General features: G+C 66.6%; 14 protein-coding genes and 1 pseudogene. 6 read left to right on the top strand and 9 right to left on the bottom strand.

Going from position 1 to position 15,931, the window contains the following annotated elements; translation table 11 throughout:
• The 6 genes and pseudogenes from E3O54_RS10830 to dut all read right to left on the bottom strand — a co-directional run.
• Window positions 1-829: pseudogene (locus E3O54_RS10830) on the bottom strand (transposase); the annotation flags it as partial.
• Window positions 830-1,113: 284 nt separating this feature from the next.
• Window positions 1,114-3,066 carry a 1-deoxy-D-xylulose-5-phosphate synthase gene (gene dxs / locus E3O54_RS10835; RefSeq protein ID WP_104169735.1) on the bottom strand — a complete coding sequence of 651 codons (1,953 nt, stop codon included), beginning with the start codon at window positions 3,064-3,066 and terminating at the stop codon, window positions 1,114-1,116.
• Window positions 3,067-3,176: 110 nt separating this feature from the next.
• Window positions 3,177-6,026 (bottom strand): aconitate hydratase AcnA, encoded by a 2,850-nt coding sequence (acnA, locus tag E3O54_RS10840; protein ID WP_104099628.1) that lies wholly within the window; start codon window positions 6,024-6,026, stop codon window positions 3,177-3,179.
• 217 nt (window positions 6,027-6,243) lie between these two features.
• Window positions 6,244-7,041 carry a DUF3159 domain-containing protein gene (locus tag E3O54_RS10845; protein ID WP_134401579.1) on the bottom strand — a complete coding sequence of 266 codons (798 nt, stop codon included), beginning with the start codon at window positions 7,039-7,041 and terminating at the stop codon, window positions 6,244-6,246.
• Window positions 7,042-7,052: 11 nt separating this feature from the next.
• A complete protein-coding gene (locus E3O54_RS10850) occupies window positions 7,053-7,682 on the bottom strand; it encodes a DUF3710 domain-containing protein (RefSeq protein ID WP_104099609.1) in 630 nt (209 codons plus the stop codon).
• Window positions 7,679-8,155 carry a dUTP diphosphatase gene (dut, locus tag E3O54_RS10855; protein ID WP_134401580.1) on the bottom strand — a complete coding sequence of 159 codons (477 nt, stop codon included), beginning with the start codon at window positions 8,153-8,155 and terminating at the stop codon, window positions 7,679-7,681. The genes E3O54_RS10850 and dut overlap by 4 nt, the downstream gene beginning before the upstream one ends.
• Window positions 8,156-8,193: 38 nt before the next feature.
• On the opposite strand from dut, the gene E3O54_RS10860 reads away from it, so the two are divergent.
• Window positions 8,194-8,649 (top strand): DUF3093 domain-containing protein, encoded by a 456-nt coding sequence (locus E3O54_RS10860; RefSeq protein ID WP_104099607.1) that lies wholly within the window; start codon window positions 8,194-8,196, stop codon window positions 8,647-8,649.
• A 6-nt stretch (window positions 8,650-8,655) separates the two neighbouring features.
• Here E3O54_RS10860 and E3O54_RS10865 read toward each other — a convergent pair whose 3' ends face one another.
• Window positions 8,656-8,949, bottom strand: a complete 294-nt coding sequence (locus E3O54_RS10865) for a DUF4193 domain-containing protein (RefSeq protein ID WP_104099606.1) — start codon at window positions 8,947-8,949, stop codon at window positions 8,656-8,658.
• Between the two features lie 196 nt (window positions 8,950-9,145).
• Between E3O54_RS10865 and sepH the strand changes: the two genes are divergently transcribed.
• Both sepH and E3O54_RS10875 read left to right on the top strand, forming a co-directional pair.
• Window positions 9,146-10,297, top strand: a complete 1,152-nt coding sequence (gene sepH, locus E3O54_RS10870; RefSeq protein WP_134401581.1) for a septation protein SepH — start codon at window positions 9,146-9,148, stop codon at window positions 10,295-10,297.
• A gap of 88 nt (window positions 10,298-10,385) precedes the next feature.
• The gene (locus tag E3O54_RS10875) at window positions 10,386-11,426 is read left to right on the top strand and encodes an aromatic acid exporter family protein (RefSeq protein WP_166785109.1); all 1,041 of its coding nucleotides are present in this window, start codon (window positions 10,386-10,388) and stop codon (window positions 11,424-11,426) included.
• 247 nt (window positions 11,427-11,673) lie between these two features.
• On the opposite strand, the gene E3O54_RS10880 is transcribed toward E3O54_RS10875, so the two are convergent.
• Window positions 11,674-12,237, bottom strand: a complete 564-nt coding sequence (locus tag E3O54_RS10880) for a YceI family protein (protein ID WP_104099603.1) — start codon at window positions 12,235-12,237, stop codon at window positions 11,674-11,676.
• A gap of 201 nt (window positions 12,238-12,438) precedes the next feature.
• Between E3O54_RS10880 and E3O54_RS10885 the strand changes: the two genes are divergently transcribed.
• Window positions 12,439-13,101 (top strand): hypothetical protein, encoded by a 663-nt coding sequence (locus E3O54_RS10885; protein ID WP_134401582.1) that lies wholly within the window; start codon window positions 12,439-12,441, stop codon window positions 13,099-13,101.
• A gap of 167 nt (window positions 13,102-13,268) precedes the next feature.
• Here the strand turns inward: E3O54_RS10885 and E3O54_RS10890 are convergent, their stop codons facing one another.
• Window positions 13,269-14,468: a glycoside hydrolase family 3 N-terminal domain-containing protein gene (locus tag E3O54_RS10890; protein ID WP_241976867.1), complete on the bottom strand. Its 1,200-nt coding sequence runs from the start codon at window positions 14,466-14,468 to the stop codon at window positions 13,269-13,271.
• Between the two features lie 96 nt (window positions 14,469-14,564).
• Between E3O54_RS10890 and E3O54_RS10895 the strand changes: the two genes are divergently transcribed.
• The gene (locus E3O54_RS10895) at window positions 14,565-15,326 is read left to right on the top strand and encodes an oxygenase MpaB family protein (RefSeq protein WP_241976868.1); all 762 of its coding nucleotides are present in this window, start codon (window positions 14,565-14,567) and stop codon (window positions 15,324-15,326) included.
• A gap of 49 nt (window positions 15,327-15,375) precedes the next feature.
• Entirely contained in the window at window positions 15,376-15,879 is a 504-nt protein-coding gene (locus E3O54_RS10900) for an Lrp/AsnC family transcriptional regulator (protein WP_104099599.1), read from the top strand.
• The last annotated feature ends 52 nt before the right edge of the window (window positions 15,880-15,931 follow it).

Raw genomic sequence — 15,931 nt, forward strand, 5'->3', positions numbered from 1 at the left:
GGCGGCCTTGCGGACTTCGTCGAGGGCTTCCGTGGCCCACTTCACGACGTGGAACGGGTCCGCGCAGCGGACTGCGTTCGGGCAGCGTGCTGCGACGACAGACGCGATCCACGCAGCCCCATCCGCGGAAACATGCGTGATCAGAGCGGATCGTTCCGCGCCGAGCGCATCGAAGAACGTGCCCAGGGTGGCCTTATCCTGGCCGGGTGCAGCCCAGACCAGGCGCCCCGAATCGTGGTCCACGACCACAGTCAAGAACTTCCGGCCGCGCTTGAAGGAGACCTCATCGATCCCGATCCGGGTGAGCCCGGCGAAGGGATCATGGAGCTCTTCCGTGTCAGCCCACACCCGGGTGATGATCGCCCCGACCGTCCGCCACGCGATCCGCATCAACACGGTGACCGCGGCCTTAGACGTCTGCGTGGCCAGCCACGCGACCTGAGAGTCAAAGTGATGCGTGTGGCCGGCCTGGTGCCTGGCCCATGGCACCGCAGCCACGATCACACCGTGCTCCCGGCACGACACCCGCGGGGCATCCGCCTCCAGAAAGACCCGGGTCGAGCCGAAATCCAATCCCCGCCACCGGCGGCGCCCCGCCCCCTCGTCGTAGCGCGGGCAGCGTTTCTGGCAGCTCCCGCACCGGTTCCGCATCGACCTGGTCAGTCGCACCGACGCAACAAAAACGCCCGCTACGAGGTCGAGATNGCCGCATCGACCTGGTCAGCCGAACCGACGCAACAAAAACGCCCGCTACGAGGTCGAGATCAACGTCCTCGACCACTGTCTTGTCGACACCGAGCAAAGTCCGCCATAAAGTTAGAGACCGCACGCCGTTTTCCCGCCTATAAAGTTTCTTTCCTTTGACAGTCAGAAACCTAGACAGGAAGCGGCGTGCGGCCGTTAAGGCGCTCCGAAACACCCACGGATACAGCAGGGGAGCCGAGATTCTGCCGGATTTGGCCCACAAACCCCCGAGAAAGCGGTTTTCCCCCAGAATCTCCGTCGAATTGGCTCGACGCCGGGCACGGCACCCCGCCTGTGATGAACAGCGATCACGCGGTGGTCTCAGCCCCAGCCTTCCGGAAACGACACAACCATTCGATCGGGAATCACCTAGTCGTGCTGAAGGTTTGCCGGGATGCTGGCGGTGTCGGCGCGGTCCGCCGGCAGGGGCCGCGCATGCGGGATCTTGCTGCCGAGCACCATTGCGACGACATCGCGGGCGATGCGCTGCGGGGTCAGCCCAACACGGTCGAGGATCTCGGCGCGGGTGCCGTGGTCGAGGAATTCGTCGGGCAGCCCCAGTTCGGTGACCGCCGTGTCCACGCCGGCTTCACGCAGATCTTGACGGACACGGGTGCCGACGCCGCCGACCCGGACGCCGTCCTCGATGGTCACGACGATGCGGTACTCCGCGGCCAGGGCCACGATGCTCCGCGGTACCGGGACGACCCAGCGCGGGTCGACGACGGTGGCTCCGATGCCCTGGGCTGCGAGCCGGTCCGCCACATCGAGACCGATCGTGGCCATCGGCCCGACGGTGACGATCAGCACGTCTTTCTGGGCTGATTCCAAGAGTACGTCTACGCCGTCGCCCAGGCGGCGCACGGCGTCGATTGGGGCGCTCACGCTGCCCTTGGGAAAGCGCAGCACAGTGGGCGCGTCGTCGACGGCCACGGCCTCTTCGAGCTCCTCTGCCAGGCGCACCGAGTCCCGAGGTGCCGCGAGGCGGATCCCGGGGACGACCTGGAGGATCGCCAGGTCCCAGATGCCGTGATGGCTGGGACCGTCGGGCCCGGTCACCCCGGCCCGGTCGAGCACGAATGTGACGCCGGCCTTGTGCAGGGCGACATCCATCAGGACTTGGTCGAACGCTCGGTTGATGAAGGTGGCGTAGAGCGCGACGACCGGGTGCAGACCGCCGAAGGCGAGGCCGGCGGCACTGGTGACGGCGTGCTGCTCGGCGATGCCCACGTCGTGCACCCGGGCGGGGAATCTCTCGGCCATCTTGTGCAGGCCGGTGGGACGGAGCATGGCCGCGGTGATGCCCACGATCTTCGGATCGAGTGTGGCAAGGCGCAGCAGCTCGTCGGCGAACACCGACGTCCAGGAGGGTGCGCCGGCGGATTCGGTGGACTCCCCTGTTTCCGGGTCGATCTGGCCGACCGCATGGAACTGGTCGGCGGTGTCCTGAACGGCCGGGTCGTATCCCTTACCCTTCTGGGTGATCGCGTGCACGATCACCGGCGCGCCGTAGCCCTTGGCCTGATGGAGCGCCTCGACCATCGCCGCCATGTCGTGGCCGTCGATCGGACCGATGTACTTGATGTCGAGGTTGGAGTAGAGCGCCTCGTTGTTGGAGAACCGGGCGAGGAAGCCGTGCATGCCGCCGCGCACGCCGCGGAAGAACGCCCGGGCGGGCGCGCCCATCCGTTCGAAGGCCTGACGGCTGGTCAGATAGGCACTGTGGTACGCCTGTCGGGTGCGCACGGTGTTCAGGAAGCGGGCCATGCCGCCGATGGTGGGCGCGTAGGAGCGGCCGTTGTCATTCACGATGATGATCAGGCGACGGGTGTTGTCGTCGCTGATGTTGTTGAGGGCTTCCCAGGTCATGCCCCCGGTCAGGGAGCCGTCGCCGACGACCGCGATCACATGGCGGTCGCTCTGCCCGGTCATCTCGAAGGCTCGGGAGATGCCGTCAGCCCAGGACAACGAGCTGGAGGCGTGGGAACTCTCCACGATGTCGTGCTCGGACTCGCGCCGCTGCGGGTAGCCGGCCAGGCCGCCGGCCTGGCGGAGGAGGCTGAAGTCCTGGCGCCCGGTGAGCAGCTTGTGCACGTAGGCCTGATGTCCGGTATCGAAGACAATGGCGTCACGCGGGGATTCGAAGACCCGGTGCAAAGCGATGGTCAGCTCGACCACGCCGAGGTTGGGACCAAGGTGCCCGCCGGTCTTGGAGACTTCCCGAACGAGGAACGCCCGCACCTCGGCCGCGAGCTGGACGAGCTGTTCCATCGAGAGGCGATCCAGATCTCTCGGCCCGAAGATCGTGTCCAGTAGCGCCATCGATAACACCTTTCACGTTGCGCTATCCGCCACCAGAAAACCGGCGCATAGATTCGGTCAAGCCGAGTCTACGCGCCGGTTTCGGTAGCTGGCCTAAAGGCTCCTGCGTGCTAGGCGACCAGCGAACGCAGGACGTACTGCAGGATGCCGCCGTTGCGGTAGTAATCGGCCTCACCCGGGGTGTCGATGCGGACGACCGCGTCGAACTCGACTGTGGCCTTGCCGGCGGCAGACTGCGCACTCGGCGCCGCCGTGACGCGCACCGTCTTCGGGGTGACCCCGCTGTTCAGCTCGACGAGACCCTCGATTGTGACGACCTCCGTGCCGTCCAGTCCAAGTGACGCCCAGCTCTGGCCGGCCGGGAACTGCAGAGGCACGACGCCCATCCCGATCAGGTTCGAACGGTGGATGCGTTCGAAGCTCTCCGTGATGACGGCCTTCACCCCGAGGAGGCTGGTGCCCTTCGCGGCCCAGTCGCGGGACGAACCCGAACCGTATTCCTTGCCACCGAAGATGACCAGCGGCGTGCCGGCGGCCTGGTAGTTCTGCGAAGCGTCATAGATGAACGCCTGCGGAGCCCCGTCAACGGTGAAGTCGCGGGTGTAGCCACCCTCGACTCCGTCCAGCAGCTGGTTGCGGAGACGGATGTTCGCGAATGTGCCGCGGATCATGATCTCGTGGTTGCCGCGGCGCGAGCCGTAGGAGTTGAAGTCGCCCCGTTCGACGCCGTGCTCCAGCAGGTAGGCGCCGGCCGGGCTATCGGCCTTGATCGAACCAGCAGGGCTGATGTGGTCGGTCGTGACCGAGTCGCCCAGTTTGGCCAGCACACGGGCACCGACAATGTCGACCACCGGGGTGGTCTCCATGGTCATGCCGTCGAAGTATGGGGGCTTCCGCACATACGTGGACTCAGGGTCCCACTCGAAGACCTCGCTGTCCGGTGTCGGCAGGCCGCGCCAGCGCTCGTCGCCCTCGAAGACATGGCCGTACTGCTTCGTGAACATGCCGGTGTCGATCGAGCCGTCGATCGTGGACTGCACCTCGGCGGAGTCGGGCCAGATGTCCTTGAGGAACACCTCGTTGCCGTCGCTGCCGATGCCGAGCGCATCCGTCTCGAAGTCGAAGTTCATCGAGCCTGCGAGGGCGTAAGCGATGACCAGCGGCGGGCTGGCCAAGTAGTTCATCTTGACGTCGGGGCTGATCCGACCCTCGAAGTTGCGGTTGCCTGAGAGCACCGCGGTGACGGCCAGGTCGTTGTCGTTGATCGCGGTCGTGACCTCGTCGATGAGCGGGCCGGTGTTGCCGATGCAGACCGTGCAGCCGTAGCCGACGGTGTAGAAGCCGAGGGCCTCGAGGTCGCCGGTGAGGCCGGCCTTCTCGTAGTAGTCGGTGACGACCTTCGAGCCCGGAGCCAGGGTGGTCTTGACCCACGGCTTGCTCGTGAGGCCCTTCCTGACGGCGTTTCGGGCGAGCAGGCCCGCGGCGAGCATGACACTCGGATTGGACGTGTTCGTGCACGAGGTGATGGCCGCGACAGCGACCGCTCCGTGGTCGAGCGTGTAGTTCGCGCCGTCTTGCGTGGTGATCGCGACGGGCCTGGACACGCTGATCGGAGCGTGGCTCACGTGGTTGTGTGAGGCCTTGTGGTCAAGGTTCTCGTCCTCGGCGGTGAAGCCGATCGGGTCTGAAGCAGGGAAAGAGGCCTCGACGGCCGCGTCCACAACAGTCCAGTCCTGCGTCGCGTAGCTCTGCAGGTCAAGTTCGAACTGCGACTTCGCCTCGGTGAGGATGACGCGGTCTTGCGGGCGCTTCGGGCCGGCAATCGACGGCACGACGGTGCCCAGGTCGAGCTCGAGGTACTCGCTGAAGACGGGCTCCTTGTCGGCATCGTGCCACAGGCCCTGCAGCTTCGAGTAGGCCTCGACGAGTGCAACCTGCTCGTCGCTGCGACCCGTCAGGCGCAGGTAGTCGAGGGTGACGTCGTCGATCGGGAACATCGCGGCCGTGGATCCGAACTCCGGGCTCATGTTGCCGATCGTGGCCCGGTTGGCCAGCGGAACCTGCGAGACACCCGCGCCGTAGAACTCGACGAACTTACCGACCACGCCGTGCTTGCGCAGAATCTGGGTGATGGTGAGCACGACATCCGTCGCGGTGACGCCGGTCGGGATGGAGCCGTTGAGCTTGAAGCCGACCACCTTGGGAATGAGCATCGAGATGGACTGGCCGAGCATGGCTGCCTCGGCTTCGATGCCGCCCACACCCCAGGCGAGCACGCCGAGGCCGTTGACCATGGTCGTGTGCGAGTCGGTTCCCACGCAGGTGTCGGGGTAGGCCTGAAGCACGTCGTTGCCCTCCGCGTCCGGCACGGTGCGGGTCATCGTGACGCGGGCCAGATACTCCAGGTTGACCTGGTGCACAATGCCGGTTCCGGGCGGCACGACCTTGAAATCGTTGAACGCGGTCTGGCCCCAGCGCAGGAACTGGTACCGCTCACCATTGCGCTCGTACTCGATCTCCACGTTGCGCTCGAGGGCATCCGCGGTTCCGAACAGGTCGGCGATGACGGAGTGGTCGATGACCAGCTCGGCCGGAGCCAGCGGGTTGATCTTCTTCGGGTCGCCGCCGAGTTCGGCGACGGCCTCGCGCATGGTGGCGAGGTCGACGATGCACGGCACGCCGGTGAAGTCCTGCATAACGACGCGGCCAGGGGTGAACTGGATCTCGGTGTCGGGTTCCGCCGTTGGGACCCACTCACCCAGGGCGCGAATGTGGGCCTCGGTGATGTTGGCGCCGTCCTCGGTGCGAAGGAGGTTCTCCAGCAGCACTTTCAGGCTGAACGGAAGCCTCTCGTAGCCCGTTACCGCGTCGAGACGAAAGACCTCGTAGTCCGTCGACCCGACCCGCAGGGTGTCCTTGGCTCCAAAACTGTTTACGACCGCATTATTAAGCGCCGACACGATGCCCTCTCCTTCGTGGAAACCGACGGCGAAACCGTCCGCAATCCTCAATCCTGACGACCAGACGCCTGCCCCTGCCAGCAAGGGTAACCTAACCGGCGGATGCCACGTGCGGACGATGTCCAACGCCGAACTATCTTGACGTAGAGATAACTCTAGCGGTGCCACCGCGTTTCCCGCGCCTATTTCCGGCGGGTGTCGCGGAATCGCGGTGAATTTATTCGGGCCGGCGACCCGCTGCGTCGTCGGTCTCCCGCTCGTCGGCGCGGTAGACCGCCCGGACCACCAGCCACGAGATCACCAGGAGTGGCGCGTAGAGCGGAATCCCCATCAGGAGCTTGACGGCGCCGAGCCACTCCACGTTTCCGGAGTAGTAGAGGGGAAGCTGAACAGCCAGGCGCAGGGCGAACAAGCCCGCCCAGCAGAGCGTGAGAATGGTCAGCACCCGACGCCTGGACCGGTTCGACCGCCAGGCGATTCCCTCGCCCATCAGGAATCCGACAGCCAGCCCGATCAGCGGCCAGCCGACGACCGCCGAGATGAAGAGGGCTCCGCCGTACAGTCCATTGGTCCAGAATCCGGGCAAAAAGAAGTCTTCGGCGCGGCCAGTGAACAGAGCGAGCACGGCGCTGACGATCAGTGCCACCAGGCCGCCGACGGCAGGCGTCACCGTTTGGCGGCTAATCCGGCGCAGAACGATGAAAACGACGCCGATCAGCACCGGCACAACAAGGGACAGCACCAGCGACTGCTCGGGAAAAAACTGCCGGGTGAAGGTGTAGGTGATCAGGAAGACGAGTCCGGGCAGCAGGGCCTCGACCAGTCCACGGATGCCGCCCATCGCGGCCAGCAGGGCGCGCCCGCTGATCGGATCACCCTCGGCCGCCGGCGTGAAGCCGGCCCGCCGGGCCGCCGCCGCCATGCCGTCGGCGAACGCGGCCGGCACGGGCGAGTCAGGCGCGTTCTCTGATGCGTCGGGCTCGCGGGCCTCATCGGGGAGTGGTGCGTCCGTCATTCCGGCGTTCTTCAGGACTGGCCCGGCTCGGCCGCAGTGGCGGGAGTGGCCGGCATCCGCAGCGGAATGAGGTCACGCGGCGGCATCGGGGCGGATCCGCGCACCACGACGATGCTGCGGAACAGGTTTTCGATCTCGGTCGCGGCGTCGGTGTTGATGGCACCCTCGCCGGCAATCACGCCGCGCAGGAACCAGCGCGGGCCGTCGACTCCGATGAAGCGGGCCAGCCTGCTCGTTCCGTCGGATCCCTGACCCGCGGCCACGGGGATCTCGGCCACCAATTCGGGGCCGAACGGGCCTTCGCGCAGAGTCGTCGTTCCGCCCTGCTTGCCGATCTGATCGGCGATCTGGGCGCGGATTTCGTTCCACAGGCCACTTGAGCGGGGCGCGGCGAACGGCTGTACCTGGAGGGTGGAGCCGGCGTAGTCGAGCCCGATCGCCACGACCCGCTTGCTGCCCTCTTCGATCTCCAACCGTAGGTGAAGCCCCTCACGCGGGAGGATCTTGACCCCGCCGAGGTCCACGTAGGGCCGCACCGGGTTGGCTTCGGCTTCGTCGAGGGGACCCTCGGTCGCACGATCGCCCGGCGCCGACTTGGCCGTCTCGTCCGGGTTCTCCTCCGGGTTCGCGGTGTCGCTCACTGGTTGTCTCCTGACGTTGAGGTGCCCGTGCTGATGTTCCGGCTCAGGCCGGTGGACCCGAATCCGCCAACCCCGCGCTGGCTGCCGGGCAGCCGATCCACGGGAATAAACGTGGCCCGACTGACGGGCATGATGATGATCTGGGCGATGCGGTCGCCGATCGCGATCGCATGGGGCGTGGTCTGGTCGGTGTTAAGCAGCGTCACCTTGATCTCGCCACGATACCCGGCGTCGACGGTGCCCGGCGCGTTCACGATCGTGATGCCGTGCTTGGACGCGAGACCGCTGCGGGGCACGACGAATGCCGCGAAACCGTCGGGCAGGGCGATCGCCACGCCCGTGCCGACCAGTGCTCGTTCGCCGGGGGCCAAGACTAGAGCCTGGGAGGAATGAAGGTCCGCTCCCGCGTCACCCGGGTGCGCGTAGCTCGGGAAGATGGACGCGGTAATCAGGACTTCGACGCTTTCTGCCACGTGTCGAGGCTAGTGCAGAAGTCTGATCGAATAGACCCATGCCTGAATATCGCGAAAAACTCTGGGCCTCTCCCGCACCTTATGTGGCGACTGCGCTCATCATTCCTGCCAGCATCCTCGTGTTCGCACCGATTTCGATGCTGGCCGGGGTGCTGCTGGCCGCCGGTCTGTACGCCGCTTGCGTTCTGGCGCTGCTCTTGTCGGCACCGGTGGTGCAGGTGCGGGGCGGTGAGCTCACCGCCGGGCGCGCGAGCATATCGATCGATCTGGTCGGCGAGGTTTTGCCCTTCGACGGAGATGAGGCCGCCCTGGAACGTGGCCAACGGCTCGACGCCCGGGCCTGGCTGCTCATCCGCGGGTGGATTCGGCCCGTCGTGCGAATCCCGATCGTGGATGCGACGGATCCGGCGCCGTATTGGCTGGTGTCGACGCGGCGCCCACAGAAATTGGCCGCCGCGATCAATGGATCGCGACGGCCAGCATCACATGATTGAGCGCGTTTAGGAGTCGCACTCCAGGCATACCAGGCCGAGCTTGGTCTCGTGCGACATCTGCGAACGGTGCTTCACCAGGAAGCACTCCACGCAGGTGAACTCGTCCGCCTGCGGAGGCAGAACGACGACATCGAGGTCGAGGTCGGACAGATCAGCGCCGGGAAGGTCGAAACCACCGGGGTTGTCCGAGTCGTCGACATCTACGACACCGGACATCTTGTCGGGTACGCGCTCCTTGAGGGCCTCAATCGACTCTGAGTCGTCTTCGGTCTTCCGTGGTGCGTCGTAATCGGTTGCCATACCCATCCATTCAGTTACGCCGAGAAAGGATTTCGGCGGCCATAGTTTCCAACAATCCGGGCGGAATAGCAAACTACACGCCGCGTCATTTGCTCGGCACAGTCATCAACTTGCGGCACGCCCGGCGTATTCCCCGAAGATTCACTCTTTACATGGCAGTCTTAGGCGCACTAGTGATGGCGAAAGGGCTTTCAACATGCAGGAATTGAAAGTTATTGGAGTCGAGAGCGGTGCGTTGCTCGCAGCGTCTGAAGAGGGAGACCGATTCAGGATCCCCATCGACGAAGTTCTCCAGTCCCGGCTTCGCCAGGCCCAGGTGGAACCAGCGTCGGGGCCGAAGCTGAGTCCCCGGGAAGTGCAGGCGCACATCCGTGCCGGCATGTCCGCCGAGGACGTCGTCGCGGTCACGGGTGCGTCCCTCGATTTTGTGCGCCGCTTCGAGGGCCCGGTCGTCGCCGAACGCGACTACATGGTCTCCTGCGCGCTGAGCGTGCCGGTGCACACCGCCATCGACCTCGACCCGATCGAGGGCGGCGCCACCTTCGGCACCGTCATCCGTGAGCGTCTGGCCTCGCTCGGCGCCACGAACGAGCGCTGGGCCAGCTGGAAGGAACCCGGCGCCGGCTGGATCGTCAAACTGGCCTTCACCGCCGATGACATCGACCACGACGCCCGGTGGGGCTTCGAACCCAAGAAGAACTCGCTCTCTCCGGTCGGCAGTGAAGCCATCGCCTTGTCGCAGCAGGGTGAACTGAAGGGTGCCCTGATCCCGCGGCTGCGGGCCGTCGGCGCCGAGACCAGCCTCGCCGATGTGTCCCGCTTCGACAGCGGCGCCTTCACCTTCAAGGAATCACTGTCCGAGGAGACGTTGCACGATACGGCGCCGATTCTGGACCCGGTGCCGTATTCCCGGTCGGCCGGCACGACGGATGCCGTGTCCCGTGCAGCCATCAAGCGCGCCGACGAACCGCCGCAGAGCCTGAGCGAGACGGCCGACCTGCTGGCGTCACTGCGCCGCCGCCGCGGGGAGCGCGAAGCCGCCGCTTTCGAAAGCAACCAGGTCGAGAGCCACTCCAGCCACAGCAACCCCGCCAGCACCAGCCCGGCCCCGGGCATCCGTCTGGTGAACCAGCCGGTCGAGGCCGCCGCGGAACCCCACGCCGCTCCCTCGGCTCTCGCCGCCCCGCCGACCGAGGCCCCCCGCAACGCCTGGTCTGCCCAGGCCGCCGGGGGTCAATCACCGGCCGCGACTCCGCGAGCGTCGGGTCATGGCAAGCGCGGGCGGGCCTCGATGCCCAGCTGGGACGAAATCGTGTTCGGTGCCCGCACCGACGACGACCTGCCCTAGCACGCAGGGTTTCAATGGCGCCGGCACCGGCACCGGTCCGACGAGCCTGTGCATACGACTCGCCCACGCATTCGACTACCCTAGGCAAGTGAGAATCAACACCCGGCTGCGATCCACAAGCCGGATTCCTCTGCTCCAGGCAGTGAAGACATCCGTGGCCGTCGCCCTCGGCTGGATCCTGTCGCAACTGCTACTGGACACGGAGCAGCTGCCCGTCTTCGCCGCGATCGCCGCCCTGCTGGTGGTGCAGCCGAACATCAACCAGACCCTCGGTCGCGCGGTCGAACGCAGCCTGGGTGTTATCGGCGGGGTCATCATCGCCTATGGCGTCGGTGTCGCATTCGGCCAGTCCAGCTGGGTCGTTCTCCTGGCCATCGTGTTCTGCATCATGCTGGCGTGGGCGCTTCGGCTGGCCCCCAGCTCGGCGAGCCAAATTCCGATCAGCGCCATGCTCCTACTCACAATCGGCACGGCGACGGCTGAGTACGCGCGGGACCGCATCGTCGAAACCATCATCGGGGCGGCGGCCGCACTCCTCGTCAACGCCCTGATCGTGCCGCCAGTGCTTCTTCGTCCGGCGCACGCGGCTGTGATCCGACTTGCGTACGAGATCGCGGACACCCTCGACCGGATCGTCGACGCCCTGCGGTTTCCGCAGAAGGCCAGCCAGATCGAAGAGATGATGATTAAGGTGCGTCTGCTGCGCCCCATGCTCGCCAAGGCGGATCAGGCGCTCAAGCAGGCCGAGGAGAGCCTCACGCTCAACCCGCGGCACGCGGTGAACCGGCGTCTCCTCGACATCGACGAGGAGCTCTTCGCCCGGCTGACCTCGCTCGTCGCACGCGCGATCGGCATGACCCGGTCCCTGCGCGACCACTACGACCATTCCCTGCACCTCGAGCCCACGGTGCTCGCGATCACTGTCGAGCTGAGCCGTGCCGCCCATGACCTGAGGCTCCTCGCCGAACAGGTGGACCACCCCGGCGTCCAGCAGGTCAGCCTGCCGCAGGAACCACCCACCCTGACCGCCCCCCTGATCATTGCGACGCCTCATCCGCAGCACTGGATCCTGATCGGATCCCTGATGGAGGACCTACGACGGGTGCGTGAGGAGATCAAGGGCGAATAGCCGATGATGTCCGAGGTGCACAATATGCCCGTCGGATCGAAAGGGAGCGCCCGCGTATCTGGCCCCGAACGCCTGCGCTCGGCCCGAGCAGCGTGGTCTCTCATTCACGACCAATACCCCGGGGTGTAGAGGATCGGAGCGGCCGCGTCGGTACCCTGACCAAAGGTCGACACGAGAGGGACCTCACTCTCGTGGGGTCCCTCTCGTGTTTGTTGTCCACCCTGCGCAGACCTCTGCGCGGGGACGACTACGCCTGGTTGAGCGCGGCCTGAAGTTCGATGGTGATGATGACCTTTTCGCCGAGCAGCATTCCGCCGGTCTCAAGGGCCGCGTTATAGGTGAGGCCGAAGTCGGCGCGGGTGACCTCGGTCTTCGCCGTGGCGCCGGCCTTGTAGTTGCCGTACGGGTCGGTGCCGAAGCCGCCGAACTCGAAGTCGAAGGTTACGGGCTTGGTGACGCCCTTGATGGTGAGGTTGCCGTCGACGAGGAAGTCGTCCTCGACCTGACGCACGCCGGTAGAGACGAAGCTGATGGTCGGATAGGTCTCGGCGTCGAAGAAATCGCCGGTGCGCAGGTGGCCGTCGCGGTCCGCCTGGTTGGTGTCGATCGTCACGACCTGGGCCGTGGCCGTGACGGAGGAGTCGAGCGGGTTCTCGCCGGTAACGAAGGTCGCGTCGAACTTCTCGAACGTGCCCTTGACCTTGCTGATCATGAGGTGGCGGATGCTGAAACCGACCTCACTGTGGGTCGGGTCGATGGTCCAGGTTCCGGCCTTGTAGCCGGGTATGCTCGCTGCGGTGGTCTGAGTCATGGGTTCTCCTCAATTCGCGGAACGGTGGATTCTCGTCCTCACATTCATGCAAGCGCATAGGAAAGTGAAATATTCCGAATCGGGGAGAGTTCTTTTCGACAGTGGTCCGGCCACTCCTGCCGGAATCCCTTGACTGCCTCCGGGGCCGAGGGTACCGTCAGTCGCTCAGGGGCTGGTGCATGGGTGGAACGGAGGGCTGAAATGCGCTCACGGTTTTTGCTCCCCCTGGGTCTGCTGATCGCCCTGCTCGCCGGATGCGCGTCCCCGGCCCCTTCGTCGCCCTCCTCTGCTTCGGCAACGGCAACCGAGAGCGTGGTAATGCGCCCCACCACCGAGGGCGGTCTGCCTGCCGCGGGCTTCACCGTCACCGAGGAGACGACCGTCACGCTCGACTGTGGCAGCGCGTCGTTCGATGATCGGCCGTCCGCAGTCGCCGTCGACGACAACATCCACGCCTGCACACCGTCGAGCGCGTTCGCCGTAGCGTGCTGGCAGGATGCGGCGCCCGGCTTTGTGGCCTGCTACCGCGACCCGTGGACCACGGCGGTGGTGCGCCTGCCGAGCACCGGGAGCCTGCCGGCGGCCACCGCGCCCGAGCAGGCGCGACCGCTCGGGCTGTTGCTCAGCGACGGGGACCGCTGCCTGATTCGCAGCGGTGGCGTTTGGAACGACCTGACCGAGCACCCCGCCTGGTACGGCACCTACTCGTGCACGGAAGATGGGGCGGTCTGGGCGGAGAGCGCAGACGGCATCGATCGGTCAGGCCCCCGATGGACGGTGCGCGTCGCGCCCATTTCGGGGGGAGATCCGCTCACCACCCGCGAAGTCGTCACGGCGTACTTCGTCGGCACGGCAGAGGGCTAGCGGACTGAGAGCTGACCGGGCGCCCGACGGACTGGGTCATGACTTTGGTGACACCCAGCTGAGGACACTCCGGTGCCTCCGACGAAGACGAGAATGCGTGATTAGAGTGTGCCGGCATCCATGAGGTCCTACTCGGTGCGGTTCGCTGCACAATCTGGATTTGGGGTTCACTCCTGGGATGCGCTGAGGGCGGCCCGGCCGCGCAGCACCAGGAGCTTGTAGGCAGCATCATCGATCTGCTCCAGCGTGAGCCGCCCGGTATCGACCGCTTCGACGATTCTGCCGATCAGAACTGTGACATCGGTGCCGTACCGCGCGGGATTCGCCGGCAGAACGGAGAGCAGCATGGTGTTGCCCGCTGCCAGGGCGGCGATCCCGTTCTCGGCCGGGTCGGCGTACTCCGGCAGGCCGAAGTCCTGGAGCATCAGCAGATCGTCGGTAATCGTGACGCCGTCGAAACCGAGTTCGGTGCGGAGGATCTCGTGCCAGGCCGGCGACAGGCTCGCCGGACGCGGATCGACGCTCGGGTAGGCCAGGTGGCCGAACATGATCAGCGCCGCGCCAGCCTCGATTCCGGACTGAAACGAAGGCGCCTCACGGGTCAGCCAGTCCTGATAGCCAAGCGGAGTCGACGGGATGCTTCGGTGCGAGTCCCCCGGCGCCGCCCCGTGACCGGGGAAGTGCTTGAGCGTGCTCAGAACCCGCGCACGCTCACCGGTGACCGCCGCAGCCACCCGGGCGGATGCCGACGCCGGGTCGGTGCCGAGCACCCGGCCGGCCAGGAACGAGCTCGGGTCGGCCGTGACGTCGGCGACGATGCCGAAGTTGACACTCACGCCGACGGACTGGAGCAGGGTCGACCGACTGCGGAAGGCATCCTCTGTGGCCGGTGCGGGGAGCGTCTGCAGCTGGGCAGCCCCGGGCGCCAGGTCGGCGGGCAGCCGGGAGACCTCGCCGCCCTCCTGATCGATGCCGATGAGCAGCGGGAGTTCCGGGTCGGGACTGAGGGCATCCGTCATTGCCCGCATTTCTTCCGGGGAGACCGGCACGTTGTCATCCATCAGGATGAGTCCACCGAGGCCGTTCGCCCCGGCGAAGGTGCGCAGCTCGGCCGCATCTGTTCCCGGCTGGTGCAGCATCAGTAGGCTGGCGACCTTCTCGGTCAGGGACATGGCGGCCAGGCGGCGAGTGGCGTCTTCGGCAACGGGGCCGGCCGACCAGCCGGGCCCGAGCGGGGCGGCAGTGCCGCTTTTCGCGTCTGTTCCGCGCGCCGCGGTGCAGCCGGAGGGGGTGAGGGCCAGCAGGGCCATGGCGGCGAGCGCCGCCAGGCGGCGGGCTGGGGCCGGGTGTCGTCGGCCGGAGATCACCGATCCAGGCTAACCTGCCGGCAGCTACCGCGGCGAAGCGCCCATCCACTTCACCGCTGGCGGCGTTACAATCGGTCTTCGAGCGGGGAGGCGCGCATGCAGATGAGGGACATGGCCGGCGAGGCCGTGCTGATCGCCGCCGGCGGGCGGTCCATCCTCCTGCAGATCGCCGACCCGGCGATCGGCCACGGAATTGCGCACCACAGCGACTTCGCCTCCCGACCGCTCGATCGGCTGCGCGGCACCCTAACCTACGTGTACGCGGTCGTGTTCGGAACGCCGGAGGAGGCTGCCCGGGCACGACGCCGGGTCGATCACGCCCACGCCCCGGTGTCGGGCTTGGCCACCGAGGCTCGTCCGGCTTACACCGCCTTCACCCCAGAACTGCAGCTCTGGGTGGCGGCGACCCTGTATGACTCCGCCATGACCATGCGGGAGCTGGTCTACGGCCCGCTCGACGGAGCCACGGCGGACGCGCTCTACCGGGAGTACGCCGTGCTGGGCACGGCGTTGCAGATGCCCGCGGAGCTGTGGCCGCCCAACCGGGCCGCCTTCGCCGCCTACTGGGACCGACGCGTCGGCGAGTTGCAGACGGATGCCGCCACGCGCGCCGTGGCACGCCAGCTGCTGCATCCCCGCACCGGGCCGCTCTGGCTGCGGCTGATGATGCCACTGGGCCGGTTCGTGACCGTCGGACTGCTCCCCTGCTCGGTGCGGGAACTGTTCGACCTGCCCTGGACCGTGGGGGCGCAGCGCCGCTTCGACCGGCTGATCCGGCTGACCATACGTGTCTATCCCCGGCTTCCGCGCCGGCTGCGCCACTGGCCCAAGAACCACTACCTGCGCGCGATGCGGTAGTCGCCTGGGCTCGCGGTAGTCTGAGGGTTTCCCCAGCCTGAGGATTCCAATGACGCAGCACTCGGCCCCCGCCGCCCCGGGCACGCCCGACGGTCTCGACGCGATCGACCGGCAGATCGTGGCCGAACTCAGTCGCGACGGCCGCCTGTCGATGCGCCAGCTGGCCGTGCTCGTGCACATTTCCCGCACCACCGCGCACACCCGGATGCAGAATCTCGTGCGTCACGGTGTGGTCACTGGATTCGGCGCACAGATCGACCGCCGGGCGCTCGGGCTCAGGGTCTCCGCCCTCGTGATCGTCAAGATCGGCGATGTCTCCTGGGCCGAGATGGCCCGGCGCCTGAGTGAACTGCCCTTCGTCGAAAAAGCTCAGGCCGTGAGCGGCGACATCGACATCATCCTCACCGTCAGCGCTCCGGACCACGAGCAGCTGAGCCAAGCCATCCTGCGCGATATCCACAGCATGCCCGGCGTGATCTCCACCCGGTCCCACCTCATCCTCGAGGAAATCACCGGCCTGCCCCCGGCTCGCGCTGCGGACAGCTGGCGCTGAACGGTCGTTTTCCGCGGACGAATGGCCCGGCACGACGCCGCTTCGGACCAAT

The organism is Cryobacterium sp. TMT2-4, assembly GCF_004402575.1.
Classification (GTDB): Bacteria; Actinomycetota; Actinomycetes; order Actinomycetales; family Microbacteriaceae; genus Cryobacterium; species Cryobacterium sandaracinum.

Coding starts and splice junctions, on each gene's coding strand:
- dxs (WP_104169735.1), bottom strand. CDS start 3,066: ATGGCGCTACTGGACACGATCTTCGGGCCGAGAGATCTGGATCGCCTC.
- E3O54_RS10845 (WP_134401579.1), bottom strand. CDS start 7,041: ATGACGGACGCACCACTCCCCGATGAGGCCCGCGAGCCCGACGCATCA.
- E3O54_RS10860 (WP_104099607.1), top strand. CDS start 8,194: ATGCCTGAATATCGCGAAAAACTCTGGGCCTCTCCCGCACCTTATGTG.
- E3O54_RS10865 (WP_104099606.1), bottom strand. CDS start 8,949: ATGGCAACCGATTACGACGCACCACGGAAGACCGAAGACGACTCAGAG.
- sepH (WP_134401581.1), top strand. CDS start 9,146: ATGCAGGAATTGAAAGTTATTGGAGTCGAGAGCGGTGCGTTGCTCGCA.
- E3O54_RS10880 (WP_104099603.1), bottom strand. CDS start 12,237: ATGACTCAGACCACCGCAGCGAGCATACCCGGCTACAAGGCCGGAACC.
- E3O54_RS10885 (WP_134401582.1), top strand. CDS start 12,439: ATGCGCTCACGGTTTTTGCTCCCCCTGGGTCTGCTGATCGCCCTGCTC.
- E3O54_RS10895 (WP_241976868.1), top strand. CDS start 14,565: ATGCAGATGAGGGACATGGCCGGCGAGGCCGTGCTGATCGCCGCCGGC.
- E3O54_RS10900 (WP_104099599.1), top strand. CDS start 15,376: ATGACGCAGCACTCGGCCCCCGCCGCCCCGGGCACGCCCGACGGTCTC.